Annotated in this window: 24 protein-coding genes; 17 read left to right on the top strand and 7 right to left on the bottom strand. The window is 37.1% G+C overall.

Annotated elements, in window-relative coordinates; all coding sequences use genetic code 11:
• Positions 1-197 precede the first annotated feature (197 nt).
• The 5 genes from hisG to FZ940_RS03040 are packed head-to-tail and all read right to left on the bottom strand — an operon-like array spanning position 198 to position 3,318.
• Positions 198-806: an ATP phosphoribosyltransferase gene (hisG, locus tag FZ940_RS03060; RefSeq protein ID WP_107697451.1), complete on the bottom strand. Its 609-nt coding sequence runs from the start codon at positions 804-806 to the stop codon at positions 198-200.
• Positions 803-1,432, bottom strand: a complete 630-nt coding sequence (locus FZ940_RS03055) for a type III pantothenate kinase (protein WP_084041953.1) — start codon at positions 1,430-1,432, stop codon at positions 803-805. Before FZ940_RS03055 ends, hisG begins: the two co-directional genes overlap by 4 nt.
• Entirely contained in the window at positions 1,419-1,751 is a 333-nt protein-coding gene (locus FZ940_RS03050; protein WP_107697452.1) for a hypothetical protein, read from the bottom strand. The genes FZ940_RS03055 and FZ940_RS03050 overlap by 14 nt, the downstream gene beginning before the upstream one ends.
• A complete protein-coding gene (locus FZ940_RS03045; RefSeq protein WP_107697453.1) occupies positions 1,748-2,755 on the bottom strand; it encodes an L-seryl-tRNA selenium transferase in 1,008 nt (335 codons plus the stop codon). Before FZ940_RS03045 ends, FZ940_RS03050 begins: the two co-directional genes overlap by 4 nt.
• A complete protein-coding gene (locus tag FZ940_RS03040; RefSeq protein WP_087580345.1) occupies positions 2,755-3,318 on the bottom strand; it encodes a hypothetical protein in 564 nt (187 codons plus the stop codon). The genes FZ940_RS03045 and FZ940_RS03040 overlap by 1 nt, the downstream gene beginning before the upstream one ends.
• 127 nt (positions 3,319-3,445) lie before the next feature.
• Between FZ940_RS03040 and gatC the strand changes: the two genes are divergently transcribed.
• From gatC to FZ940_RS02995, 9 genes are read left to right on the top strand one after another with little or no spacing between them, the layout of a single operon-like run.
• A complete protein-coding gene (gene gatC, locus FZ940_RS03035; RefSeq protein ID WP_072594515.1) occupies positions 3,446-3,733 on the top strand; it encodes an Asp-tRNA(Asn)/Glu-tRNA(Gln) amidotransferase subunit GatC in 288 nt (95 codons plus the stop codon).
• A 10-nt stretch (positions 3,734-3,743) separates the two neighbouring features.
• The gene (locus FZ940_RS03030) at positions 3,744-4,883 is read left to right on the top strand and encodes a type IV pilus twitching motility protein PilT (protein ID WP_103577001.1); all 1,140 of its coding nucleotides are present in this window, start codon (positions 3,744-3,746) and stop codon (positions 4,881-4,883) included.
• Positions 4,883-5,494 (top strand): CvpA family protein, encoded by a 612-nt coding sequence (locus FZ940_RS03025; RefSeq protein WP_103577000.1) that lies wholly within the window; start codon positions 4,883-4,885, stop codon positions 5,492-5,494. The genes FZ940_RS03030 and FZ940_RS03025 overlap by 1 nt, the downstream gene beginning before the upstream one ends.
• 1 nt (position 5,495) lies before the next feature.
• The gene (locus FZ940_RS03020; RefSeq protein ID WP_021091630.1) at positions 5,496-5,963 is read left to right on the top strand and encodes a Fur family transcriptional regulator; all 468 of its coding nucleotides are present in this window, start codon (positions 5,496-5,498) and stop codon (positions 5,961-5,963) included.
• Between the two features lie 4 nt (positions 5,964-5,967).
• On the top strand, positions 5,968-7,476 hold the full coding sequence (lysS, locus tag FZ940_RS03015; RefSeq protein ID WP_223154669.1) for a lysine--tRNA ligase: 1,509 nt from the start codon (positions 5,968-5,970) through the stop codon (positions 7,474-7,476).
• On the top strand, positions 7,473-8,717 hold the full coding sequence (locus FZ940_RS03010) for a serine hydroxymethyltransferase (RefSeq protein WP_148821442.1): 1,245 nt from the start codon (positions 7,473-7,475) through the stop codon (positions 8,715-8,717). Before lysS ends, FZ940_RS03010 begins: the two co-directional genes overlap by 4 nt.
• Positions 8,717-9,259 (top strand): DUF1882 domain-containing protein, encoded by a 543-nt coding sequence (locus FZ940_RS03005; protein WP_148821441.1) that lies wholly within the window; start codon positions 8,717-8,719, stop codon positions 9,257-9,259. The genes FZ940_RS03010 and FZ940_RS03005 overlap by 1 nt, the downstream gene beginning before the upstream one ends.
• A gap of 13 nt (positions 9,260-9,272) precedes the next feature.
• Positions 9,273-10,118: an SPOR domain-containing protein gene (locus FZ940_RS03000; protein ID WP_148821440.1), complete on the top strand. Its 846-nt coding sequence runs from the start codon at positions 9,273-9,275 to the stop codon at positions 10,116-10,118.
• Positions 10,115-10,903, top strand: coding sequence for a shikimate dehydrogenase (locus FZ940_RS02995; RefSeq protein WP_148821439.1), 789 nt, complete (start codon positions 10,115-10,117; stop codon positions 10,901-10,903). Before FZ940_RS03000 ends, FZ940_RS02995 begins: the two co-directional genes overlap by 4 nt.
• A 122-nt stretch (positions 10,904-11,025) precedes the next feature.
• Here FZ940_RS02995 and FZ940_RS02990 read toward each other — a convergent pair whose 3' ends face one another.
• Entirely contained in the window at positions 11,026-12,081 is a 1,056-nt protein-coding gene (locus tag FZ940_RS02990; RefSeq protein ID WP_021091622.1) for a TRAP transporter substrate-binding protein, read from the bottom strand.
• A 90-nt stretch (positions 12,082-12,171) separates the two neighbouring features.
• On the opposite strand from FZ940_RS02990, the gene pyk reads away from it, so the two are divergent.
• Positions 12,172-13,623 (top strand): pyruvate kinase, encoded by a 1,452-nt coding sequence (gene pyk / locus FZ940_RS02985; RefSeq protein ID WP_148821438.1) that lies wholly within the window; start codon positions 12,172-12,174, stop codon positions 13,621-13,623.
• Between the two features lie 409 nt (positions 13,624-14,032).
• Here the strand turns inward: pyk and dnaJ are convergent, their stop codons facing one another.
• Positions 14,033-15,175, bottom strand: a complete 1,143-nt coding sequence (gene dnaJ / locus FZ940_RS02980; RefSeq protein ID WP_148821437.1) for a molecular chaperone DnaJ — start codon at positions 15,173-15,175, stop codon at positions 14,033-14,035.
• Between the two features lie 122 nt (positions 15,176-15,297).
• Here dnaJ and FZ940_RS02975 point away from each other — a divergent pair, with 122 nt between their 5' ends.
• The 7 genes from FZ940_RS02975 (at position 15,298) to trpA (ending at position 22,009) form a co-directional block, all read left to right on the top strand.
• Positions 15,298-15,969, top strand: coding sequence for a response regulator transcription factor (locus tag FZ940_RS02975; protein ID WP_021091583.1), 672 nt, complete (start codon positions 15,298-15,300; stop codon positions 15,967-15,969).
• Entirely contained in the window at positions 15,966-17,222 is a 1,257-nt protein-coding gene (locus FZ940_RS02970; RefSeq protein ID WP_148821436.1) for an ArsS family sensor histidine kinase, read from the top strand. The genes FZ940_RS02975 and FZ940_RS02970 overlap by 4 nt, the downstream gene beginning before the upstream one ends.
• The gene (gene recR / locus FZ940_RS02965) at positions 17,219-17,791 is read left to right on the top strand and encodes a recombination mediator RecR (RefSeq protein WP_148821435.1); all 573 of its coding nucleotides are present in this window, start codon (positions 17,219-17,221) and stop codon (positions 17,789-17,791) included. Before FZ940_RS02970 ends, recR begins: the two co-directional genes overlap by 4 nt.
• 86 nt (positions 17,792-17,877) lie before the next feature.
• Positions 17,878-19,476, top strand: a complete 1,599-nt coding sequence (gene trpD, locus FZ940_RS02960; protein ID WP_148821578.1) for an anthranilate phosphoribosyltransferase — start codon at positions 17,878-17,880, stop codon at positions 19,474-19,476.
• A 5-nt stretch (positions 19,477-19,481) separates the two neighbouring features.
• Positions 19,482-20,093: a phosphoribosylanthranilate isomerase gene (locus FZ940_RS02955; RefSeq protein WP_148821434.1), complete on the top strand. Its 612-nt coding sequence runs from the start codon at positions 19,482-19,484 to the stop codon at positions 20,091-20,093.
• Positions 20,086-21,267 (top strand): tryptophan synthase subunit beta, encoded by a 1,182-nt coding sequence (gene trpB, locus FZ940_RS02950; protein ID WP_148821433.1) that lies wholly within the window; start codon positions 20,086-20,088, stop codon positions 21,265-21,267. The genes FZ940_RS02955 and trpB overlap by 8 nt, the downstream gene beginning before the upstream one ends.
• Positions 21,260-22,009, top strand: a complete 750-nt coding sequence (gene trpA / locus FZ940_RS02945) for a tryptophan synthase subunit alpha (protein ID WP_148821432.1) — start codon at positions 21,260-21,262, stop codon at positions 22,007-22,009. The genes trpB and trpA overlap by 8 nt, the downstream gene beginning before the upstream one ends.
• Positions 22,010-22,086: the final 77 nt, after the last annotated feature.

The raw sequence follows: 22,086 nt of genomic DNA, 5'->3' as shown, positions 1-22,086 counted from the left end.
GGCTCTTAGCTCGTTGGAGACTACTATTTTTGTTACGTTTAGATCGTTATTTGTATGTCAGTACTAATCTATTAAGATAAATTAATATAAAAAGTGTGTCAGTGACTACCAATGCGTTATTCTAAAAGAATTTATAAGCGAATAGTCGGACTTTATAATTAGAGAAATTTTGCACTTTATGATAAGAGAGAAGGACTTTAAATTTCTTCTTTGATTTTTTTGTAAAGTTCTAAAATCTCATCTTTTTTAATAATAAAACTATTTTTATTTGCTATTAGATAAGCTGAGCTTTGTATGATATCACCAGCGATCTTTAGCCCATTTTGTTTCATGGTTGAGCCAGTTTCGACTACATCAACTATCGCATCGCTTAAGCCAACTAATGGTGCAAGTTCGATCGAGCCATAAAGCTTAATGATCTTTACAGCTACGGCTTGTTTCGTAAAATAATTTCTTGTTATATTTGGCATTTTTGTGGCTATTTTTAGCTCTGGCTGGTTTAGATCTAGTTCAGAGTCGTTTTTTATGCCAATACAAACTTTGCACTGTCCGATTTTTAAATCCAGTAGCCTTACAACATTTGGCTTGTGCTCTTCAAGTACGTCGAGCCCCACTACACCAATATCAGCCGCACCTTCAGTGACATAAGTTGGGATATCTTGGTTGCGAACCATTAAAAATCTAAAATTTCCTTCTTCAAGGATTAATTTTCTATCTTCAAATAAAAAACTTGAACCAAAAATTTTTCTAAAAATTTCTAGTGTTGCCTCGGCTATTCTTCCCTTTGGTAGTGCTACTGTTATCATATTATCATATCTTTCTTTTCAGTTATTAGCTTTTGCATGGCACGAAAAACTAGCATCTTGTCGCAAATAGCATTTTTAAAAAATTTTGACAAAAAATCGCCATCTCCACCAGTAAAATAGACTTTTTTATCACCGGCTAGCTTATCTAGTAGAGTTATTATTGGTTTAATAATGCCATAACTCACGGCATCAGCTGTTTTTTGTGGTAGTGCATCTATGTCAATTTGTGAATTTATAGTAATATCAAGTCGTGGCGAGATACTTTTGTAGGCGTTTAGCATACTTGAAATGCCTGGCAAGATATATCCTCCAAGATGGATAGAATTTGCCATAATGTCAACTGTTATGGCGCTTCCAGCATCAACGATTACGCCATTATTTATAGAGTAACATGCTGCGATTCTATCTACACCTAGACCCTGATATATCGTATCAATAGTAAAAAATGGTTCTAGATCCACAAACATCTTATTATCTTTTAAAATATTTAAAATTTCATCATTTACGGATATAAAATATACTTTTTTTTCTGGCTTATAGCTTTTAAACTCAGAAATTTTCATACGTGAGATTTTGCCATCTTCTAAAAATGTAGCGTTAGTATTGCCTATATTACACAAAATCATAACATCGCCAATTATTGTCTTGTAGTTCTTTTAAGGCTTTAGAACAAATTTCTGAGCTATAAAATATAGTTTTTTTTCTTAGATTTGTTTGGAATTTCATCTCTATTTTTTTAGAAATTTCTTCAAGCTCCAAAGCCTCTTTACGTAGCAATCTACTTTTTGCTTTTCTTAAAAAGATAAGACTATAAAAGCTCTTATTGTCCACTCCCCAAAAGATATCAAGCGTCTTTTTTGTACTAAATTCACTTGTATTAAGTGCTTTGATATCTTTTAAAAGGATTTTTTTGGCTTCAAAAAGCTCCCAAATTTTTTGGTTCATTGCCCTAAATTAACAAGTTCATTATCATAATAAAAGGTATCATTGCCCATAAAGCTTTTATCTTTTATCTCATCGCTAAATTCATAAATTTCAGCTCCACTGAGGTCTAAATTTGTTTTTATAACGTAGCCTGTTTTTTCGATTATGTAGAGCTTATTATTGATAATAGTAGCTGCTGAGAAGATGGCAAATTTGAAATTTACTTTATTTTGCTCTTTTAGCATAAGATTTGTTCTTACGATCGTACCATCTTTTTTAAAGATATAAATTTCATCGTTATTAACTAGTACATCTTTGATCTCACCGTCATAATAAACCGTTTGACTTGGGTTAATGACGATTAGTTTTTTTGCTGTTGCTGCAATTAGATTATCGCCCTCAACGCCTAAGAATATGATGTTATTAAAGAAATTTTCAGAGCTTACGACCACGTCACGTAAAATTCTACCAGTCTCTTTTTGTACTATATAAATTTTGCCATCTAATGCCGGATAAACGATAAGCGAGCTCATAAAAAATGGTGCTACGACCCTTGAATCAACCGCTGCTATATTAGACGAGCTATATTCCATTATTGTTGTTGCGGTATTTATGTCTATTAGATAGATGTGGTTTGCCGTGCTGATAGCTGCTAATAGGTTTTGATCAAGAGAAGCAGCAACGATTGCTGTTGGAAATTTATTGCTATAAACGCTGTGTCCACTAGGATCTGTCACATTTAGATCGCCATTTATACTAGCTGATATGATAAAGCCGTTGTTTTCATTTAAGAAATTAAAATTTTCAGGCAACTTGATGTTTGTATTTAGACCGTTTTTGGTGATGATATTGCCGTTGTCAAGAGTGGCGCCATTTGCATTTGCTGATTTGATATAAGATGGCATATCTTTTGACAAAGAAATTTTGCCAGAGGTTTGAGCTGGCTCGAAATATTGTCTTTTTGTGCCACATCCGCTTAAAACTAAAGCCAAGGCAAAAGCCAAGAAAAGAGTAATTTTTTTCATTATTTTATTCCCTGATAGTGTTTTAAATTTTTAACTAAAGTTTGAAGTTGAGAGTCGAGTGAAATTTTATTAAACTCATCATTTGCTTCTTTGATTTTGTTTTGTTTTAAAAGCTCAAAACCTTTTAAAAGTGTGCTATATTCGCTTAAAATCTGAGTGTTTGCATTACCATTTTGTGAAAGAATGATATCTTTTACTATAGGATTTACTTTTAAATTTGCAAGTTCACTAATGCCATTTGTCTCATTTTTATCAAGCTTTTGCTGAAGTGAAAAAAGTGCATATAAATTTGGTTCTTTTTCTTTTAAAATGCTTAAGGCATTTGCATCGTTTGGATTTAAAATGAGCTTTGAGTAAGCCAAATTTGCATCTTCAATTCTATTATCATTTATTATTTTGTTCGAATAAAATCCAATAATTGCAATGACGGCAACGATAATGGCAATTATCATAAATTTTTTATACTTTCTAAAGAAACGCTCACCTTTGATCATGCTTTCTAAAAACTGTTCTTGAGCACCAATCTCTTGTTTTATCTGTGTTAGATCTTCTTTTATAGCCAACGCTTTTCCTTTATTTTTAAAAAATTTTAATTCGCAGATTTTAACATAATTAAATTAAAACTATCCCAAAATTAAAGCTTGAATGTGATATAATGGCTCAAAATTAATTAATAAGGTTACTTATATAATGCAAATAGATGATACTCTTTTAAATAAATTAGAAAAACTTTCTGCCTTACAAATCAGTGATGAAAAAAGAGAAGAAGTAAAAAAACAACTAAGTGAGATTGTATCTTTTGTTGATATTTTAAACGAACTTGATCTAAGCAGCGATGAAGCTGTAGTTAGCTCTATAAAAGGTGGCACACCTTTAAGAGAAGATGAGCCAAGACCAAGCGATGTGATTGATACGATCTTGAAATACGCTCCTTCGCGTGAAGGGCATTTTTTTGCTGTACCAAAAATAATAGAATAATGGTAAAAATATGGATCTAATCGAACAGCTTCAGGCAAAGAATTTAAGTGTAAAAATACCAGAAGATAATAGCCTTAATAATCTTGCTGGCGATATAAAAACACTTTTAAAAACTGTTGTGAGTGATAAGGCAAGCGATCTTCACCTTGTTTCAAGATCTGAGCCGCAAATAAGAGTAGATGGTGCTTTAAAGCCTATTGATTTTGGCGTGCTAAGAGGCAAGGATATAGAGAATTTATGTTTTGCTTTGATTACTGATGAACAAAAAAGTGAACTTGAGAATAATAAAGAGCTTGACTTTGCGATCGAGCTTCCAGATATTGGTCGCTTTCGTGGCAACTATTACTATACCATGAATGGTGATTTAGCTGCTGCTTTTCGTATAATCCCAATCAATATCCCATCTCTTGATGAGTTAAATGCCCCACAAATTTTTAAACACATTATTAAGCGTGAAAAAGGTCTTATTTTGGTTACTGGACCGACAGGAAGTGGTAAATCAACAACTCTCGCAGCCATGCTTAATGAGATAAATTTAAATTATAGAAAGCATATTATTACAATTGAGGATCCAGTCGAGTTTGTGCATAACAATAAAAAAGCTCTATTTTCTCATAGAAATATCGGCACTGACGCAACTTCTTACTCAAGGGCTCTAAAATCTGCGGTTCGTGAAGATCCAGATATCATACTTGTAGGCGAGATGAGAGATAGGGAAACGATTTCAACGGCTATTACGGCGGCTGAGACCGGACACTTAGTCTTTGGTACGCTTCACACAAATTCAGCCATTCAAACTATAAATAGGATCGTTGATAGTTTCGATGGGAGCGAGCAATTACAAGTAAGAAATATGCTTAGTGTTTCGCTAACTGCTGTCGTTTCACAAAGCCTGATCCCAAAGATAGGCGGTGGAAGATGCGCGGTGCATGAAATTTTAATAAACAATATGGCTATCTCAAACTTGATACGTGAAAACAAAATACATCAAATTTACTCTCAGATGCAGCTAAATCAACAACAAACTGGTATGAGTACGCAAACCCAGGCTTTGATGAAAGTACTAAAAGAGGGTAAGATTACAAAAGAAAATGCGCTAGCTTATTCAACTAGCCAGCAAGAACTTCAAAATTTAATAGGAACTATATAATGGATTTAGTAACGTGGTTTGATATTATTATTATTGCTCTTGTCTTGATGCTTGGCATAAAAGGCATATTAAATGGACTTATAAAAGAAGCTTTCGGACTTATTGGACTTATCGGCGGCTTAATTATAGCTAGCAGGTTTTCAGATCTATCTGGTGAGTTTATAACTAAAAATATATATAAATTTGAAAATCCTTCATTTTTACAGTTTGTTGCATTTATCTCTCTTTGGCTAGTTTTTTGGCTAGTTTGCTTACTAGTTGGTAAATTTTTATCAAAAATAGTTTCAGTAAGCGGACTTGGTTTTTTGGATAGACTTGGTGGATTTGTTATGGGAAGTGGAAAAATTTTCTTAACATTTTCTGCAGTAGTTGCTGTAGTATCTGGCACTTCGCTAAATAATATAATTGCTCCTTATTTTGCGAACAGTAAAGTTTATCCGGTTTTGATAGAAACTGGCAAATGGATAACAAATCTTGATGTAAAAAATATCAAAAGTGAGTTAGATGAGATAGTGGCAAGACCAATGGATACAAATAAAACTGATGCATTTATCTCAATGGATGCAAATGCTAGTGTAAATACCGACTCTAATATCACAAAAGGGGAATAAAATGATAGAAAATTTAGAATATGATGCGTTGCTTGAGAAATTCAAAAGAGTGCTTCGCGACAATGGTTTAAAATACACGAAACAGCGTGAAATTTTACTAAAAACGCTATATAACAATGGCGAACACTTTACTCCAGAAAGACTTTATCTTTTTATAAAAGAGACACACCCTGAGCTAAATATTGGTATCGCAACTGTTTATAGAACACTAAATCTACTTGAAGAATCAGAAATGGTGACATCAATCAGCTTTGGTTCACAAGGCAAAAAATTTGAGCTTGCCACAAAGCCACATCACGACCATATGATATGCAGAAAGTGCGGCCTTATCATAGAATTTGAAGATCCAATGATAGAAAAAAGACAAATCAGTATCGCAAAAGATCATGGCTTTAAACTAACTGGCCATATGATGCAGCTTTATGGAATTTGTGAAAAATGCTCAAAAAATAATATAAAGGGAAAGTAAGGTGATATTTGACAACCAACATGAGATTCAACGACTACAAAGCATAGACGAGCTAAGAAATTTAGGTATTAATCCATATCCGCATTTTCTTAGAAGAGATATGAATATCTCTAAATTTAGACTAAAATTTAACTACATTAATGATACAGAAGAAAAAAAGGCCGAGGGTCAGCTAGTAGGTCTTGCAGGTAGAATAAAACTAATTCGTGATGCTGGAAAAGCGGTTTTTGCAAATATCGAAGATGAAGATGGAAATTTACAAATTTACTTTAGCAATAAAACGCTTGATCCAGAGTGGTTTAAAATCGTTAAAAAATACGTAGAGATAGGCGATATCGTCTATGTCAGAGGTTATGCATTTATAACAAGAACTGGCGAATTTTCCATGCATGTAAGCGAGCTTAGCCTTGCTTCAAAGTCGATAAGTCCACTTCCTGAGAAGTATCATGGTCTAGTTGATGTTGAGACAAGATATCGCCAAAGATATCTTGATATGATAATGAATCCTGAAGTTAGAGCTGATTTTAAAAGACGCTCAGTGATTATAAGTACGATTAGAAGATTTTTTGAAGAAAAAGGCTTTTTAGAAGTTGAAACTCCGATGCTACACCCAATAGCAGGCGGTGCAAACGCCAAGCCATTTATCACTTTTCACAATGCCCTTGGAGTAGAGAGATATCTAAGGATCGCACCTGAGCTATACCTCAAACGCCTTATAGTAGGTGGCTTTGAGGCTGTTTATGAGATGAATAGAAATTTTAGAAACGAAGGTATGGATCTTACTCACAATCCTGAGTTTACAAGTATAGAGTTTTACTGGGCATACCACAACTACCACGATTTAATGGGTATCACAGAGGATCTTTTTAATGTCATTTTAGACAAGCTAGATATGGAAAAAGTTGTAAATTTTGATGGCATGGAAATTGATTTTAGTAAGCCATTTAAGCGAATAAGCTACAAAAAAGCTCTCGTTGAGATCGGCGGACTAGATGAGAATATCATAAACGATAAAGATAAAATTTTAGCAAAACTAAGAGCTGATGGCCTTGAAGCAAATGAGAAGCTTGATCTTGGTCACTTGCAGGCTGAGCTATTTGATAACTATGTAGAGAGCAAGCTTATACACCCAACATTTGTTATTGATTATCCGATTTCGATCAGCCCACTTTCAAGAAGAAGTGATGCAAATCCTGATGTGGCTGAGAGATTTGAGTTATTTATCGCTGGTCGCGAGCTAGCAAATGGCTTTAACGAGCTAAATGATCCAATTGATCAATACAACCGCTTTAAAGCGCAAATCGATGCTAAAAACGCAGGCGATGACGAGGCACATGAGATGGACGAGGACTATGTAAAAGCCCTAGGATACGGCATGCCACCAGTTGCAGGTGAGGGTATAGGCATCGATAGGCTCGTGATGCTTTTAACGGATAAAAAATCAATACGTGATGTTGTGCTCTTCCCAGCGATGAGGCCACTTAAAAATGAGATAAAGGAGAATGAAAAATGAGTTTGCAAAGCTATGATAAGGACATTTACGATCTAGTAAATTTAGAGTTAAAACGCCAATGTGATCACCTTGAGATGATCGCTAGTGAAAATTTTACATATCCAGAAGTTATGGAAGTAATGGGCTCAATCCTAACAAACAAATACGCTGAAGGTTATCCTGGCAAGAGATATTATGGTGGCTGCGAATTTGTCGATGAGATCGAGCAAATAGCGATCGATAGATGTAAAGAGCTTTTTGGATGTAAATTTGCAAACGTTCAACCAAACTCTGGCTCTCAGGCAAATCAAGGTGTTTACGGCGCTTTACTTAATCCAGGCGATAAAATTTTAGGAATGGATCTAAGCCATGGTGGACACTTAACACACGGCGCAAAGGTAAGTAGCTCTGGCAAGATGTATGAGAGCTTTTTCTATGGTGTAGAGCTTGATGGCCGTATAAACTACGATAGGGTCATGGATATCGCAAAGATAGTAAAACCAAAGATGATCGTTTGTGGCGCAAGCGCATACACAAGAGAGATCGAGTTTAAAAAATTTCGTGAGATAGCCGACGCTGTTGGGGCGATACTCTTTGCAGATGTTGCTCACATTGCTGGTCTTGTTGTTGCTGGTGAGCATCAAAGTCCTTTTCCATACTGCGATGTCGTAAGCTCAACTACGCATAAAACCCTAAGAGGCCCAAGAGGCGGTATCATTATGACAAACAACGAAGAGTATGCTAAGAAGATAAATGCCTCTATTTTTCCAGGCATCCAGGGTGGACCACTTGTTCATGTTATCGCAGCAAAGGCAGTTGGCTTTAAGCACAACCTTAGCCCTGAGTGGAAAATTTACGCTAAACAAGTAAAAGCAAATGCTAAAAAATTAGGCGAAGTACTAATAAAAAGAGGCTTTGACCTAGTGAGTGGCGGTACTGATAACCATCTAATTTTAATGAGCTTTTTAAATAGAGATTTTAGCGGTAAAGACGCAGATATCGCTCTTGGAAATGCTGGAATAACGGTAAATAAAAATACAGTTCCAGGCGAGACAAGAAGTCCATTTATCACAAGTGGTATACGTGTTGGTAGTCCTGCGCTTACGGCTCGTGGTATGAAAGAGGCTGAGTTTGAGCTAATAGCAAACAAAATAGCTGACGTTCTAAGCGACATAAACAACACATCTTTACAAGAGAAGACAAAAGCTGAGCTAGTTGAACTTGCTCATAAATTTATAATCTATGATAAAGCGACATTTTGATGCAAAGTATTGATACGGCACTTATAAAGATTATTACAACTCACTACTATATCAAGCGTGATACGATCGTTAATAAAATAGAATACAGGGGTAAAATTTTCTTTGATAAATTTGAAAAGATAAATGAGCCACTAACTTATAGTGTCATGAAAGAGCATGAAGAGGGCAAGTCCGTTATCGCGCACTCTTTAATAAATGCATACGATAAAGTTGAAAATATAGTTTTTGACTATAACGGCAGAACCCCTGATAGATTTTGGCATAAAGCACAGCTTCTTCTAAGAGAAGAGGGCTTTATAAATTTTACAGCCTACGAGAGCAAGACGCCAGGGCATCTGCACCTTTATGTGCATAAAGGTCACACTACGTTAAATGAGGCTTGTCAGCTGGCAAACGTGCTCAACGCAAAGCTTTCACAGAAGCTACCTAAAGAGTGGAGAATGTTTCCAAATATCGATATGCCAAAAGAATTTAATATACTAACTTTACCTTATAAGCTCTATCAAAAGGAGCGTGGGGCAAGTTGGTCAAAATATATGTAATTAAGGATAAAAAGTGGAAAACGATGAGTTAAAAGATATTCTTTTAGAAAGAGATGATGACGCAAGAGGATTGAAGCTAAAAAAACTTCTGATATTTATAGCAGCTCTTATTATACTTTTTTTGATCATTGTAGTGGCTATGAAGCTAGTAAATTCAAGCGATCCTTCACAAGCGCAAAATGAAGCTGATTCAAGACTAGTGCTTCCTCCAGTACCAGCTGAGCAGCCAGTAGATAGACAATCTCCGATAGCTGATACAAATTCAGACAATAAAAAAGGCGATACACAGCTCTTTGAGCAAGTACCGATCGTGCCTGAAAATAAGCAACAAGACGAATTTGAAGATATGATCAAAAAGCTAAAAGATAAAGAAAATAATAAGCCTATTTCTAAAACTGAAGAGCCAAAAGAGATAGTTAAGCCTATCGAAAAGCCTGCTGAAATACCAGCAAAAAAAGCTGAGACAAAGGTAGATGCTCCAGTTAAAAAAGTCGAAAAAGTAGTAGCTACTGATAAAAAGAGTGAGGCAAAACCAGCTAAGACTGAAAATAAAGTAGATAAAAAGATTGAAAAAAAGGCTGAAACCAAAATAGATAAAGCAGACAAAAAAGCTGAAGTAGCTAAAACTGAACCTGCCACAAAAGGCTCTTATGTTCAAGTATTTGTGACTAGTAAATTTAATCCAAATGCTGAATATATGAAGAAGATCGCTGCTAAGGGATATAGCTACAAAACTATAAAAGTTGGTGAACTGACTAAAATTTTAGTTGGCCCATTTGATGAAAAAATGCTTCAAAAAGCAGTAGGCGATATTAGAAAAGATATCAATAAAGACGCTTTTATCTTTAGAGCAAAATGAAAACATTTGCAGTCTTTGGAGATCCAATAGCTCACTCGGTATCTCCGAGGCTGCACAATAAAGCCATTGCAGACCTGGGCTTAAAAGCACTTTACACAAGAGTCTTGCTAAAAGATGGCAGTGAATTAATCAATAAATTTAAATCCTTAAAATTAAACGGTGCAAACGTAACACTTCCACATAAAGAGTGGGCTTTAAATTTAGCCGATGAAGCTTCAGATATAGCCCGTAAAATAGGCTCTGCGAATACGCTTGTGCTTGAAAATGACAAAATTTATGCGTATAACACAGATGCACCTGGATTTTTAAAAGCAATAAAAAATTTTAAAGATGTAAAAAAAGCTATTGTTCTTGGAGCTGGCGGTACTGCAAATGCCATAACTTATGCATTAAAAGAACAAGGTGTTGATGTTTGCATACTAAATAGAAGCAAAGATAGGCTTGAGAAATTTAAAGATGAGTACAAATGCTTTAGTTGGGATAACTACGAAGAGCAAAAATTTGATCTAGTCATTAACTCGACCTCTGCTGGCTTAAAGGATGATTTTTTACCAGCACCTAAAGAAATTTTAAAAAGCATTTTTAAGGATGCTAAATTTGCATTCGATGTGATTTATGGCAAGCAGACACCATTTTTAGAAATGGCCATGCAAGATAATCTTAGCGTAAAAGATGGCGCCGATATGCTTTTATATCAAGCGGTCTTAGCACTAAATTTATTTTTTAACAATACACTCGATGAGTCAAAGATCGAGCACTCAATGAGAGAAATTTTCTATCTATAATAGCCACCAATATTTATTTTTGTAAAAATTTATGGCTTGTAATAAAAACATTTTGATTAAAATTTTTATTGAAAGTAATTAGAGTAAATATAAAAAGCAGGGAAAATCCCTGCTAAATTTTACTATTCGTTTGTTTTGATATAAGCGTAGTCTGAAATTTTAGTCCATTCTCTTGCTTTTTTAAGGAAAGCTCTTTGAGACTCAACGATCTCTTTAAATAACGGATCTTTAGCACTCTCTTCATCAAGAAGCTCATTTGTGGCTTTTTTAAGAGCTGCTATTACTTCTGGTGGGAAAGATTTTACTTGGATGTCTGGATACTCGCTCTTCATTTTATCCCAGTACTCGACATTTGAATAAAATACTTTTGTATTTGCATCTCTTGCTACTTCTGCTGCAGCTGCTTCAAAGATCGCTTTTAGGTCATCTGGAAGTTTTTCGTATGATTTTTTATTAAAGAAAAACTGAGTCTCACCGTTTGGCTCTTGCCAGCCTGTGTAGTAGTATTTTGCCACTTTGTGAAAGCCAAGTGCCATATCATAAGCTGGGCTAACCCATTCGACTGAGTCGATCGTTCCCATCTCAAGAGCCATATAAAGCTCACCAGTTGGGATAGTATTGATGTTAGCGCCAAGTTTAGCGTAAATTTCACCACCAAAGCCCGGAATTCTTATCTTTAAACCTTTGATATCATCTAGTGATTTTATCTCTTTTTTAAACCAGCCACCCATTTGCATGCCGGTATTTCCAGCTCTAAAAATTTTGATATTGTATGGATCGTAAACTTTTGCCTCAAGCTCCTTACCACCGCCAAATTCATACCAAGCTGTTTGCTCGTCAGTATTCATCATAAATGGAGTTGCTGTAAAAAATATAGTTTTAGCATCTTTGCCTTTATAATAATAGCTACTTGTGTAGGTAATGTCGTATTGACCGCTTTTAGCAAAATCAAGCATTGCAAAAGGTGATTTATGCTTTGATGGATAATCAATCCTTAGCTCAAGTCTGCCATTACTCATCTTTTCAACTTTATCCTTTAGCTCTTTTGGCACATCACCAAGCACTGGCATAGTGCTCTCCCATGAGCTAGCAAGCTTTAGCTTATAAACTTTATCATCTCCCATAGCAACGCAAGCAACAGCTGCTAAACCAAGAGACGCTAATAAAAATTTATTCATATCTTCTCCTTTGAAATTTTGCCTATTATACAAAAAATTACATTATTAAAATGTGTTATAATCGCAAAAATCAAATTTATGGGGCATAAAATGATAAAAAAGACAAAAATCGTAGCTACTTTGGGGCCAGCAAGTGATAATGAAGAGACAATGGAAGCGATGGTAAAAGCGGGTGTTAATGTCTTTCGTTTAAATTTTAGCCATGGGACACACGAATACCATAAATCAAACATTGACAAGATAAGAAATATCGAAAAAAAGCTAAATAAAAGAATAGGAATTTTACAAGATATCTGCGGCCCAAAGATCAGAGTTGGCAAGCTTAGTGAGCCATTTTATCTAAAGGCTGGTGATGAACTTAGTATCCATGCCGATGAGATCGTCGGTGAAAAAGTGGAAAAAGGAATTTATAAAGTAAGCCTAAATCAGCCTCAAATTTTACCTATGCTGAAAGTTGGCGAGTATGTCTATCTCTATGACGGCTCTATAAGAGCAAAGGTTGTCAGCGAAGGTAAAGAAATAGTAAAAACTATCATTGAAAATGATGGAATTTTAAACTCAAATAAAGGCGTAAATTTCCCAAATACAGCCCTTGGCATAGAGATCATCACACAAAAAGATAAAGAAGATATGAAATTTGGCGCAAAGCATGGTGTAAATTTTGTTGCTATTAGCTTCGTGCAAGATGCAAATGACGTAATAAAGGCAAAAAATATCTTAAAAGAATTTGGCTCACGTGCTGCCATTTTATCTAAGATCGAGAAATTTGACGCGGTTGAAAATATAGACGATATCATCGCAAAGAGTGATGGTATCATGGTAGCTCGTGGCGATCTTGGCATAGAAGTGCCATTTTATAAGGTTCCAACCATTCAAAAGCTCATCATCAAAAAGGCAAATGCAGCAAGCAAGCCGGTCATCACAGCAACCCAGATGATGCTAAGCATGGCAGAGCATGAGACTGCCACAAGAGCGGAGATCAGTGACGTAGCAAACGCTGTATTAGACGGTACTGATGCTGTTATGCTAAGTGAGGAGAGTGCGATAGGTAAAAACCCAGTCGCAGTCGTAGAGGCGATGAGTAAAACGATTATCCAAACTCAAAGCATCTATCCATATAATAAATTTGATGAGTTTGACTTTTTTGACGAGACTGATATGGTGGCAAGTAGCGCCGCATCTCTTGCTGTTCGCATAAAGGCAGATGCATTAATCTCGATCACTGGCTCAGGAAAATCGGCTATAAAATTAGCTAGAAACCGCACAAATATCGACATCATCGCAGTAGCTCACGATGAGCAAACAGCACATATGCTTACCCTTGCTTGGGGTGTTACACCAGCGCTTGTACTAGAAAAAACAAAGCTTAGCTCACTTTTGGCAAATGTCATGAAAAAGGCGTATGAAGAGGGATATGTTGAACACGACAAGACTTATCTAGTAACCGCAGGTCACCCTACGGGCGTTGAGGGTAGCACGAACCTTATACGTATCATCAGACGCGATCAGCTCGACTATTATTTGGAGCTTGCAACTGAGTAAATTTATACTCTCTTGTTAATTTTAAAATTTTGCTTGCTCGTAAGAATTGACTGCTAAGATTTGCCTGACACTTGCTCGATAGCAAAACGCATGCACCTTGAACTTGTCAGGATAGAGGGATTATTAAGGGAGAATGGAGTTCTTTTGCTTTGCTAGCTCGCAACTGCAAGCAGACCGTAATTTAAGCTCCCTTCTCTCTTAATAAAAGAACAAAAAATATATGCTGTTTTATTTCTGTAAATTTTAAAATCTTATCTCACTCGCATTATCAGGCTACTAAATTTGGAGCCAAAATTCTCCGTTCATGAAATTTTAAAATTTGTGTGAAATTTACTTGTAAAAATTAGGATATATAAAATTTATTTTGAAAGAATTTGTGACGTCAAAATTTAACATCACAAATTTAAATTTATTTTTTCTTTTTCTTCTTTGGCTCATCGCCTTTAAACCAGCTTTTTATCTTATCAAAGACGCTTTCATCGGTATTTGATTTACCTGATTCTATGCCAAAGCTAGCTTGAAGTTTATTTAAAAGCTCTTTTTGCTCATCGCTTAGTTTTTCAGGCGTTTGAATAGAAATTTGTGCTACGAGCCTACCTTTTTTGCGCGAATTTACGCTTTTGATACCTTCATTTTCAAAGATAAATTGCTGCTTATCCTTCGCTCCAACAGGTAGTTTTAGCTCAGTTTCTCCTCGAAGCGTTGGAATTTTTATACTTTCACCAAGTATAGCTTGCGTGAAAAAGACAGGAATTTCTAAATAAACATCGTCGTTGTGGCGAATAAAATGCTTGTCTTCTTTGACGTTTATGCTTACATAAAGATCGCCTTGAACGCCGTTTGTACCGATATTGCCTTTGCCAGCTACTCTCATTCTCATGCCGCTATCAACGCCCTCAGGGATAGTAATCTTTACAGTTTGTTGCTGGATTTTATAAGCTTTTGCGTTACAATCGTGGCATGGTTCGCTTATTACTTCACCGCTTCCGTGGCAATATGGGCACTCTTGGACGATATTCATAAAGCCATTTCCGCGTGTTATCCTGCCACTTCCGCCACAGTGCTGGCAAGTCTTGCTCTTGCCATCTTGACTGCCGGTTGCATTGCATGTTGGGCAAGGCACTTTTTGATCAAATTTTATCTCTTTTTCACAACCAAAAATAGCTTCGTTAAACTCCAAATTTATAGGAATTTCAAGATCGGCTGAGTATTTTTCTGAGTATCTTTTTCTCTGCCTAGAACTACTTGCAAAACCGCCACCAAAAAATGAGTCAAAAATATCTGAAAGGTCAAAATCAGCACTAAATCCGCCACCGCTACCAAATCGACCCTCAAGGCCTTCTTTGCCATATCTGTCGTAGATAGAGCGTTTTTGCTCGTCGCTTAAAACTTGATAAGCCTCATTTATCTGTTTAAATTTTAGTTCAGCCTCTTTGTCGCCAGAATTTCTATCTGGGTGATATTTTAAAGCAAGCCTTCTAAAGGCTTTTTTGATCTCATCTCCGCTTGCATTTCTTGAAATTTCAAGGATTTCGTAATAGTCAAATTCCACATTTTTCCTTGTTAATTAAGCTTATTTTAAATATGGGATTTTACCCAAAAAAGTTTAAATTTAAAAAAGAATTTACATTTTTGCCGTATAATCTCTACTATTTTTAATAAAAAGGATAATTCATGGTTAATGTTTTAATGATAGAAGACGATCCAGAATTTGCGCAAATTTTATCTGAATATCTTGATAGTTTTAATATAAAAGTTACGAATTTTGAAGATCCATATTTAGGACTTAGTGCTGGGATAAAAAACTATGATTTGTTAATACTTGATCTTACTTTGCCGGGCATTGATGGGCTTGAGGTTTGTAAAGAAATTCGCCAAAAATATGATATTCCTATTATCATAAGCTCAGCTAGAAGTGATATTAGTGACAAGGTTGTTGGACTTCAGCTTGGTGCTGATGATTATTTGCCAAAACCATACGATCCAAAAGAGATGTATGCTCGTATCACAAGTCTTATTAGAAGATACAAAAAGACAAATGAAGTACAAGAAGAGGTCGTTGATAGCGCATTCAGGATCGATGATAAACGTCACGAAATTTACTTTAACAATGAGCCATTAGCTCTTACTCCAGCTGAGTATGAAATTTTAACTTATCTCATTAAGCAACACAGCTTTTCAGTATCACGCGAACAGCTAGTTTATAACTGCAAAAGCCTAAAAGATAAAGATTCAAAGAGCTTAGATGTTATTATCGGACGCCTTAGATCAAAAATCGGTGATAGCTCAAAAGCCCCAAAACATATATTTTCAGTAAGAGGCATAGGATATAAGCTTATCGGATGAAATATTCCATAACTACGAAGATAACTATTATCTTTGCCATCGCTTTCTCGCTGATGTGTTTGCTCTTTGTGACATTTGCAAACATTCAGCAAGAAAGTGCATTGGAAAAACTAAAGGATAGACAAATAAGTGCAATGAACTATCTTGTTGCACTATATGAACGTGGAAATCCACCAAGAGATCTAGAACACTATTTTAAAAATTTTTACCTAGAATATGTTGGAAATAAAAATTTGGCTACATCTGTTGCTACAAATGGAACCGTTATTTTTACGCAACACACACCTCTTGGTATAGTCCAGTCGGTTAATTATAAAGGCGATTTGTATCTGCTTATTAAAAACCCATCTTTTCAGCTACTTCTTGAAAGCAACGACGCAAGACACGTAAATGATCCACTTTGGGTCGCATTTTTGATAGTTTCGGCCCTTCTCATCTCACTTTATGTTTCTGTTCTTAGAAGTCTTTCGCCGCTTAGAAGGCTTAGTAAAGACATTAGGAAATTTGCCAGTGGAAATATGGAGATGGCGATGACGGCTAAACTAAATGAAATTGAGCAAGATGAGATCGGTCAGGTCGCAGTGGAGTTTGATAATGCCGTTTGTAAGATAAGAGAGCTCATCCGTTCAAGACAGCTATTTTTGCGTGCGATTATGCATGAGTTAAAGACTCCTATTGGCAAGGGGAGGATCGTCTCTGAGATGGTCGCAAATGAGACTCAAAAGATGAGACTTATCAATGTATTTGAGCGACTTGAGATGCTGATAAATGAATTTAGTAAAGTTGAACAGCTCCTTTCTAAAAGCTACGCGCTAAACTACCAAGAGTGCCATTTTTCGCTTATATTAGAGCAAGTACAAGATATGCTTATGCTTGATAAATTTGAAGAGCGAGTGAGCTGTGATATCAGGGACGATGTCATATTAAGAGTGGATTTTCAGCTTTTTAGCTTGGCGATTAAAAATTTGATAGACAATGCCCTAAAATACGCAGAGGATAAAAAGGCGATACTAATTTGCGATAGCGAATTTATCGCAGTTAAAAATTTAGGCAAAAAGCTAAATCATCCGATTGATTACTACAAACAAGCTTTTGTGCGTGGCGATAAAGTAAGCGCAGGAAGTGGCATGGGGCTTGGACTTTATATCATTGAGCAAATTTGTCAGATGCAAAAATTTGAGCTTGCTTACGACTACGAAGATGGTTATCACGTTTTTAAAATTTTACTTAGATCAAAGGCAAAACGAGTATGAAAAGAGGCTTAGAAAAATTTAACGAGTTAACTGAGTCTTTTGCTAAGTTACCAGGTGTTGGTAAAAAATCAGCTGCAAGGTTTGCCTATTTTGTCTGCATGCAAGATAGCTTTGCAGGGCTAAGGCTCGCACAAAATATCGAAGATGCAGTGAGGTTTATCAAACGTTGCGAAAGATGTGGCGGACTTAGCGAAAATGAAATTTGTGACATTTGTAGCGATGAGAGTAGGGATAGTGAGGTTATATTGCTGGTTGAGAGTCCAAAAGATATTCTAGTTTTTGAGCAAAACGGAATTTACAATGGGCTTTATTTCGTACTTGATGAGATAGACGAGGATGCCATAGAGAGGCTACGAAATGCGATCAAGCAAAATGGTTCAAAAGAAGTCGTCTTTGCCTTTACGCCAGGACTAAATTCCGATGCACTTATGCTTTACGTCGAGGATAAGCTTGACATGAGTGAAATTTCATTTAGCAAGATTGCTCAAGGCGTACCAACTGGTGTAAATTTAGAAAACGTCGATATGCTCTCACTTTTAAAGGCCTACGAGAGCCGTACAAAAGCCTAATTAAACTTTCTTTTAGTTATAATTTTGCCAAAATTTATAGAAATTTAGCCAAAGCCTAATCTATGCTAAATTTAAAGGATAATAGGTTGATTTTACTCATAGATAATTATGATAGTTTTGTTTTTAATGTTGAACAGTATGTAAAAGAGCTTACCGATGAAGAGGTTAGATGTGTTAGAAATGACAAGATTACACTTGCTGAGATAAAAAAGCTAAATCCAAGTAAGATAATCTTAAGTCCAGGGCCAAAGCACCCACAAGATAGCGGAGTTTGTTTGGAAATTTTAAAGGCTGATCTTGGCGTGCCAGTGCTTGGAATTTGTCTTGGACATCAGGCTATCGGGCTTAGTTACGGTGCAAAGATAAAAAGACTAGATGACCCACTTCATGGCAAAACATCCTTTATTGATGTAAAAAATAAAGAGCCGCTTTTTGCTGGGCTACCTGAGCGCTTTGAGGTTATGCGCTACCACTCGCTCTATGTCGATGAACTCCCAGCTGGGCTAAGCGCTGATGCAGTGAGCGATGATGGCGTAGTTATGGCACTTAGCGTAAAAGATAAGCCAATCTTTGGCATTCAGTTTCACCCTGAGAGCTACTTCACGCAATACGGCAAAAAAATTGTTGAAAATTTTGTAAATTATCAAGCAAAAGATGAGGTCAAAGAGCCTAAAATCCGCTCACTTAAGCCATATCTCATCAAGCTTCAAGAGAGCATACCACTTGATGATAGCGACTTTGAGCAAATTTGCGAGATAATAGCCAGCAAAGAGTATGAGATCGTGCAGCTTTCAGCCCTTTTGGTGCTTATAAGCGAAAAGAGCCTCTACCCAAAAAGCCTCGCTGCGCTTGCAAAAAATATCCTAAAATACTCGCAAACTTACCGCGATGACACGCCTATGATCGATCTTTGCGGCACAGGAGGCGATGGTTTTAAGACGATAAATATCTCAACAACTGTGGCATTTATCCTCGCAAGCCTTGGCGTAAAGGTCGCAAAACACGGCAACAAGGCAGTTTCAAGCAAGTCGGGCAGCTCTGATGTGCTTGAAATTTTAGGTGTAAAAAGTGAAAAATCACTGGCAAAACAGCGCGAAAATTTAGCTAGTAAAAATTTAGCCTTTTTCCATGCACCATTTTTCCATCCGCTAGTGGGTGAGGTGAGAGAAGTGCGCCAAAGACTTGGCATAAGAACCGTATTTAACGTGCTTGGACCGCTTTTAAATCCAAATTTAAACCTTACAAATCAGCTAGTTGGCGTCTATCACAAACCAGTGCTAAAACTCTACGCCCAGACGCTTAAGATCCTTGGTAGAAAGCACGCTTTTGTCGTTCGCGGCGATGACGGACTAGATGAGATCACGCTTTGCAGTGAAACAAGCGTTGTGGAGCTAAAAAATGGCGAAATTTTTGAATATAGCATCACGCCAGAGCAGTTTGGCTTTAAAAGAGCGCTTCACAGCGATATTGAGGGTGGCACACCTGAAGAAAACGCCAAAACCTTGATACGCACGCTAAAAGGCGAGGAGCAGGGGGCGAAATTTGATATCGTGGTCTTTAATGCGATGTTTGCACTCTACGCAGCTGATGGCGCAAATAATCCAGACGAGGCTAAAAAAATGGTGCTAGAGGCGATAAATTCTGGCAGGGCATATAAATTTTATGAAAAGTTTATAAAGGCATAAGTGTAATGGCACTAGTTAAAATTTGTGGTATCAAAACGCTAGATGAGGCGAGTGCGGTTTGTGCTTTGGATGTTGATTTTATCGGGCTGATATTTGCCAAAAGCAAAAGAAAGGTCGAGCTAAATTTAGCCAGGCAGATAGTGAAATTTGCTCACAGCAATGGCAAAAAAGTAGTTGGCGTTTTTGCGGAGCAAAGTGATTGTGAGATAATGGAAATTTGCCAGTTTGCTGGTCTTGACGTAGCTCAGATGCATGGAGTAGTGAGTGAAAATTTATATGCAAATTTAAAAGATATGGGGCTTGAGATCTGGCAGGTTTTTAGCGTGAAAGATAGCTTGCCAGAGGTTGATTTTAAGCATTTTGACATGGCGCTTTTTGACTGCAAGGGCGAAAATGCCGGCGGAAACGGCACTAGCTTTGAGTGGGAAATTTTAAAAGAGGTTAAATTTAAATTTGGCATGGCTGGGGGCATAGGCGAGCACAACATCAAAGAGGCGCTGAAATTTAGGCCATATTTAGTTGATATCAACTCCAAAGTCGAGGACGAAAACGGCATAAAAGATGCGCAAAAGATAGAGAAAATTTTAAAGATCATAGGTGAGGTAGAAGATGAATAGTAAGGCGTATTTTGGAAAATTTGGCGGGCAGTTTGTGCCTGAGACGGTGATGTTTGCCCTTGATGAACTAGAAAATGCTTATGAGAGCATCGCAAAGACAAAAGAGTTTAAAGACGAGCTTGATGATCTTTTGAAAAACTACGTTGGCAGACCTAGTCCGCTCTTTTTTGCAAAGCGCCTAAGCGAGCATTACGGTCATGAAATTTACCTCAAGCGCGAGGATTTGAACCACACGGGTGCGCATAAGATAAATAATGCGCTGGCTCAAGCACTGCTTGCTAAAAAGATGGGTAAAAGGAAAATTTTAGCTGAGACTGGAGCTGGTCAGCACGGCGTGGCAACAGCGACTGCAGCGGCACTTTTGGGCTTAGAGTGTGATGTGTATATGGGAGCTACAGATGTTGCTAGACAGCAGCTAAATGCCTTTCGTATGCAGCTTCTTGGCGCAAAAGTGGTGAGCGTAGAAGATGGCTTAAAAACGCTAAAAGAGGCTACCACAGCGGCTATTCAAGCGTGGGTAAATGAGATAGAGAGCGCGTTTTATGTCATTGGCTCAGCCGTTGGCCCGCACCCATATCCAAAGATCGTGCGTGATTTTCAAAGCGTGATCGGCACAGAGGCAAAAGCTCAGCTTGAAAATTATGGCAAAAAGGCGGACTATGTCATCGCTTGCGTTGGCGGCGGCAGTAATGCTATTGGCATTTTTAGTGCGTTTTTGGACGATGAGAGCGTAAATTTAGTAGGTATAGAAGCTGGCGGTCTTGGCATAGAGACGCCTTATCACGCAGCTACGCTTAGCAAAGGCAAAACCGGCATCATCCACGGCATGAAAACGACTGTGTTGCAAGATGAATACGGTATGATCTCGCCAGTTCACAGCATCTCAGCAGGCCTAGACTACCCAGGCATCGGCCCAGAGCACGCCCACCTAAACGACATCAAAAGGGTGAGATACGAGGCCGTGACCGACGATGAGTGCATAAATGCCTTGTATTTTCTAAGCAAGATGGAGGGCATCATCCCAGCCATCGAAAGCGCACACGCACTGGCGTATCTAGAAAAGCTTTGCCCAAAACTTGATAAAAAAAGCGTCATCGTCGTAAACGTCTCAGGCAGGGGCGATAAGGACATAAACACAGTTATCGGCTATGAAAAAGGAAAAATTTATGGATAAGATCAAAAGCGCATTTAGTGGCAAAAAAGCAAACATCGGTTACATCGTGGCTGGATATCCAAGCTTAGAAAAAACGAAGGAATTTTTAGAAAATTTAGATGAGAGCACGCTAGATCTAGTTGAGATCGGCATCCCTTACTCTGACCCGCTAGCTGATGGCAAACTCATCGCGCAAGCTAGCTTTGAGACGGTGCAAAATGGCGTAAATACAGACGTTGTCTTTGATATGCTTGAGAGTTGCAAGGCAAAAGTGACAAAGCCACTTGTTTTTCTAGTTTATTACAACATTATCTTTGCTTACGGCGTTGATAAATTTCTAAAAAGATCAGTTGAAGCAGGTGTGAGCGGCTTTATAGTGCCGGATCTGCCTTGCGAGGAGTGCGAGGAATTTGCTCTAAAATGTAAAGAGCTAAATTTAAGTCTGATACCACTTATCAGCGTAACATCTGGTAGTAGGGCAGATGGAATTTTAAAATTTGGCTCAGGATTTATCTACGCTCTTGGCGCGATCGGCGTTAGCGGTTCAAAAAGGGCTGATGAAGATAGGATAAAAAATTTAGTTCTAGAGCTTAAGAAAAAGAGCGATCTGCCAGTAGCTGTGGGTTTTGGTATCAAAAACAAAGACGACGTTAATGAAGTAAAAAAATATGCTGACGGAGCAATCATAGGCACGCAAATAGTTAAGCTTTGTGCCGAATTTAGCGGTGAAAAGCTAGTAAAAGAGATAGATAAACTCTTTTAAAATGCTTAATAAATTTATAGCTAATTTAGTAAAGCCAAAGTATAATTGAAAATGCATTTCAAGTCTTAAGGAAGAGA

It is taken from the genome of Campylobacter concisus (assembly GCF_902460415.1).
In the GTDB taxonomy this organism is placed as follows: Bacteria; Campylobacterota; Campylobacteria; order Campylobacterales; family Campylobacteraceae; genus Campylobacter_A; species Campylobacter_A concisus_Y.
This window is presented reverse-complemented; position numbering and strand designations above follow the sequence as displayed.

Coding starts and splice junctions, on each gene's coding strand:
- hisG (WP_107697451.1), bottom strand. CDS start 806: ATGATAACAGTAGCACTACCAAAGGGAAGAATAGCCGAGGCAACACTA.
- FZ940_RS03055 (WP_084041953.1), bottom strand. CDS start 1,432: ATGATTTTGTGTAATATAGGCAATACTAACGCTACATTTTTAGAAGAT.
- FZ940_RS03050 (WP_107697452.1), bottom strand. CDS start 1,751: ATGAACCAAAAAATTTGGGAGCTTTTTGAAGCCAAAAAAATCCTTTTA.
- FZ940_RS03045 (WP_107697453.1), bottom strand. CDS start 2,755: ATGAAAAAAATTACTCTTTTCTTGGCTTTTGCCTTGGCTTTAGTTTTA.
- gatC (WP_072594515.1), top strand. CDS start 3,446: ATGCAAATAGATGATACTCTTTTAAATAAATTAGAAAAACTTTCTGCC.
- FZ940_RS03030 (WP_103577001.1), top strand. CDS start 3,744: ATGGATCTAATCGAACAGCTTCAGGCAAAGAATTTAAGTGTAAAAATA.
- FZ940_RS03025 (WP_103577000.1), top strand. CDS start 4,883: ATGGATTTAGTAACGTGGTTTGATATTATTATTATTGCTCTTGTCTTG.
- FZ940_RS03020 (WP_021091630.1), top strand. CDS start 5,496: ATGATAGAAAATTTAGAATATGATGCGTTGCTTGAGAAATTCAAAAGA.
- FZ940_RS03010 (WP_148821442.1), top strand. CDS start 7,473: ATGAGTTTGCAAAGCTATGATAAGGACATTTACGATCTAGTAAATTTA.
- FZ940_RS03005 (WP_148821441.1), top strand. CDS start 8,717: ATGCAAAGTATTGATACGGCACTTATAAAGATTATTACAACTCACTAC.
- FZ940_RS02995 (WP_148821439.1), top strand. CDS start 10,115: ATGAAAACATTTGCAGTCTTTGGAGATCCAATAGCTCACTCGGTATCT.
- FZ940_RS02990 (WP_021091622.1), bottom strand. CDS start 12,081: ATGAATAAATTTTTATTAGCGTCTCTTGGTTTAGCAGCTGTTGCTTGC.
- pyk (WP_148821438.1), top strand. CDS start 12,172: ATGATAAAAAAGACAAAAATCGTAGCTACTTTGGGGCCAGCAAGTGAT.
- FZ940_RS02975 (WP_021091583.1), top strand. CDS start 15,298: ATGGTTAATGTTTTAATGATAGAAGACGATCCAGAATTTGCGCAAATT.
- FZ940_RS02970 (WP_148821436.1), top strand. CDS start 15,966: ATGAAATATTCCATAACTACGAAGATAACTATTATCTTTGCCATCGCT.
- recR (WP_148821435.1), top strand. CDS start 17,219: ATGAAAAGAGGCTTAGAAAAATTTAACGAGTTAACTGAGTCTTTTGCT.
- FZ940_RS02955 (WP_148821434.1), top strand. CDS start 19,482: ATGGCACTAGTTAAAATTTGTGGTATCAAAACGCTAGATGAGGCGAGT.
- trpB (WP_148821433.1), top strand. CDS start 20,086: ATGAATAGTAAGGCGTATTTTGGAAAATTTGGCGGGCAGTTTGTGCCT.
- trpA (WP_148821432.1), top strand. CDS start 21,260: ATGGATAAGATCAAAAGCGCATTTAGTGGCAAAAAAGCAAACATCGGT.